Genomic DNA, 2,941 nt, shown 5'->3' on the forward strand with positions numbered 1-2,941 from the left:
GAAAAACTGCACCTCCAGTTGTTAGACTGTGTCTAACAACTGGGGTGCAGTTCAAACTCGCTCTTTTTTTGTTATGTACAATAATTCATTACTACTCTAATTCAATCGAAACATTTTTTTGTGGTACAAATGTAGAAATTGCATGTTTATAAATAAGCTGTTGCTTACCTTCTGTTTCCAGCAGGACTGTAAAATTATCAAATCCTTTAATTAATCCACGAAGCTGGAAACCATTTAATAAGTACAGCGTAACGAACGTATTCTCTTTACGGAGTTGATTTAAAAACTGATCTTGAATATTGATTGATTGCTTCATGTCGAATCCTCCTCTTTTTCTCTACTTACTATTATTCGACTTTAGTTGTAGCTTTCCTTCTATGTATCGTAAAATTTCTGACGTTTTTTCACCATCAGTAACATCGAACCACGCGACATCCATCTTATTACGGAACCACGTTAATTGACGTTTTGCATAACGGCGTGAATTCGTCTTTAATTGTGATACCGCTTCTTCTAAAGATACACGATTCTCAAAATAATCATATATCTCTTTATAACCAATCGCTTGAATAGATTGACAATCTCGCACTCCTCTTTCATGTAGACCTTTTACTTCTTCTAATAAACCTTGTTCAATCATTAGGTTAACACGTAAGTTAATGCGATCGTATAGCATTTCTCGATCCATTGTCAAGCCAATTAATGAAACATCGTACAGTAACTCATTTTCTTGTTTTTCGAGCTGGTTACTCATTTTTTCACCCGTCGTGTGAAAAATTTCTAACGCCCGAATAACACGCCTTACATTATTGGCATGAATACGCTCCGCACTTTCTGGATCTACTTCTTGCAACTTTTTATGTATATATTCCACACCGCGTTCTAATGCTAATTTTCCCATCTGTTCTCGGTATGTAGCGTCTCCAGCCTCATCTGTAAACTGGTAATCGAATAGAACAGATTGTATATAGAGACCAGTTCCACCAACAATAATTGGTAATTTTCCGCGCTCAGTAATTTCTCGAATGCACTTACGGACACGTTCTTGAAATTCCGCCACAGAAAATGAATCTTCCGGATCTTTTATATCAATCATATAATGCGGAATTCCGTCCATCTCATCTGTCGTCACCTTTGCAGTCCCGATATCCATCGTACGATAAATTTGCATGGAATCACCACTAATAATCTCACCATTCAACGCTTTTGCAAGATCGATACTTAATTTCGTCTTCCCGACAGCAGTTGGCCCAATGATGACAGCAACTTTTTCACGTTGCACTTCTCCCATATCATTCAACTCTCTTTATGTAATATACTCCATCTATTGATTATACCCAATCTTACCAATTTTAACGGCATGATTGCAAGTTCTTTGAATCTAGTACATGAAATTATACATAAAAAAAGAGCATAGCTTGTCCAATTCTGCATATACATGATAAAAAATAGCTCGGAGAGGGTGCAATGACTATGAAACAAGCGACTATCGATTTTCCATTATTAATAAAAGACCTTATTTTAGCTACTGCTACAAAAGAACAAAATTGTTCACAAGAAGAATTATACTTCGCACTAAATTGTTTACTACGTTCCTTTCATTCTACTCTTCAAGAAACGGCGTTACATCCAGAAAATAAAAATACAGAGTATATGCAAACTCAATTTTGCACCGCGTATAAAATTATTACAGGTAAAACAATTTACCCTTTTCAATAATTCTTATAAAAAAAGCGGCCGCTTAGACATTTTCAAGCAGCCGTTTTTTATTTTAATACATTATTTTATAACTTTCACTTTAACGGATTTACGACCCCAACTATCAGCAGTGCTATCTGAACCAACTAAAACGTCAATACGGTTTCCTTTAATCGCGCCACCAGTATCTCCAGCAATTGCTTCTCCATATCCTTCCACCCACACTTTTGATCCTAGAGGAATTACTTTCGGATCAACAGCAATAACTTTCATATTTGGATTTGCTGTTAAATCATGCCCCATCGCAGTTAACACACGACCACCATATGTGCCATTTTCACTCGGATTAGCTGTGTAAGCTGTCGCTTCTACTGTTATTTCACGACCAGCAGGTGCACTTGTTTCAGTAGATTTCGCCACTGGCTTAGCTGCCGGCTTCGCTTGTGCTACTGGTTTACTTGATGCCCCACTTTTAACAGATTCTTTTCCGTTAACTGCCGTATCATTTTTAGCCGGAGTTTTCTCCTTAACTGATGCATCATTTTTAACCGCCGTTTTCACCTTAGTTGGTGCTTCATCTTGAGCTGGAACTTCTTTTCTTTCAATAACAGGTGCTGTACCTGTTAAAAATGGTACGTGAACATACGCCACTTTCCCACCATATTCGAATTGTAACCATTCGTTTTGTACTTGATTTGTCGTTTCAATCAAGTCATCTTTTTTAAGCGTACCAAGAATTTCTGAATCAGTATTCGCTCCAGCACGAACGTTTAATACATTTGCTGTTACATAATAAGAACTTTTCGTAAACTCAGCACTTACAAACGCTTCTTTGCCATCTAATTTAATTTTGGACCATCCGTTTTCTGTATTTATAACATCTAATTTATTTCCACTTAACATTTTACCTACAAGCTTTGATTCTACAGTTGGGTTTTCTCTAACGTTTAATACATCTGTTGTTACAATCGTTTCCGCTTTAGCAGAACCTGCAAAAATCCCAAGACCAAAAACTGCTGCTGTTGCTATACCTAATAATTTTTTCATGAATAGCCTCCATTTGCTTTGTTTTCGTGTTCTCATTATAGCAACAGTTTTTTGTAGAATTTCGAAAATCACACAATTACAAAGCATTCGTAATAAACGATTAATGATTTGTAACATAAATTTCCATATTAAAGAATTGCATTTCTACCAAAATTAGCAATAGTTTTCATATATTTCTCACAAATTAGTATAAGAA

At 36.0% G+C, this 2,941-nt stretch carries 4 protein-coding genes; 1 reads left to right on the plus strand and 3 read right to left on the minus strand.

The genetic code is table 11. The features are described from left to right. Positions 1–91: 91 nt before the first annotated feature. Both hfq and miaA read right to left on the minus strand, forming a co-directional pair. Complete coding sequence (hfq, locus tag AB3X48_RS20340; protein ID WP_000813896.1) at positions 92–316, minus strand: RNA chaperone Hfq; 225 nt, start codon at positions 314–316, stop codon at positions 92–94. Positions 317–337: 21 nt separating this feature from the next. Beyond that, positions 338–1,291 (minus strand): tRNA (adenosine(37)-N6)-dimethylallyltransferase MiaA, encoded by a 954-nt coding sequence (miaA, locus tag AB3X48_RS20345; protein ID WP_078172987.1) that lies wholly within the window; start codon positions 1,289–1,291, stop codon positions 338–340. 182 nt (positions 1,292–1,473) lie between these two features. Here miaA and AB3X48_RS20350 point away from each other — a divergent pair, with 182 nt between their 5' ends. Then, positions 1,474–1,719: a hypothetical protein gene (locus tag AB3X48_RS20350; protein WP_002199601.1), complete on the plus strand. Its 246-nt coding sequence runs from the start codon at positions 1,474–1,476 to the stop codon at positions 1,717–1,719. A gap of 60 nt (positions 1,720–1,779) precedes the next feature. Here the strand turns inward: AB3X48_RS20350 and entD are convergent, their stop codons facing one another. Beyond that, complete coding sequence (gene entD / locus AB3X48_RS20355) at positions 1,780–2,745, minus strand: cell wall-binding protein EntD (protein WP_199709031.1); 966 nt, start codon at positions 2,743–2,745, stop codon at positions 1,780–1,782. Between the last annotated feature and the right edge of the window lie 196 nt (positions 2,746–2,941).

This window comes from Bacillus sp. S4 (assembly GCF_040838205.1).
GTDB lineage: Bacteria > Bacillota > Bacilli > Bacillales > Bacillaceae_G > Bacillus_A > Bacillus_A cereus_U.

Coding starts and splice junctions, on each gene's coding strand:
- hfq (WP_000813896.1), bottom strand. CDS start 316: ATGAAGCAATCAATCAATATTCAAGATCAGTTTTTAAATCAACTCCGT.
- miaA (WP_078172987.1), bottom strand. CDS start 1,291: ATGGGAGAAGTGCAACGTGAAAAAGTTGCTGTCATCATTGGGCCAACT.
- AB3X48_RS20350 (WP_002199601.1), top strand. CDS start 1,474: ATGAAACAAGCGACTATCGATTTTCCATTATTAATAAAAGACCTTATT.
- entD (WP_199709031.1), bottom strand. CDS start 2,745: ATGAAAAAATTATTAGGTATAGCAACAGCAGCAGTTTTTGGTCTTGGG.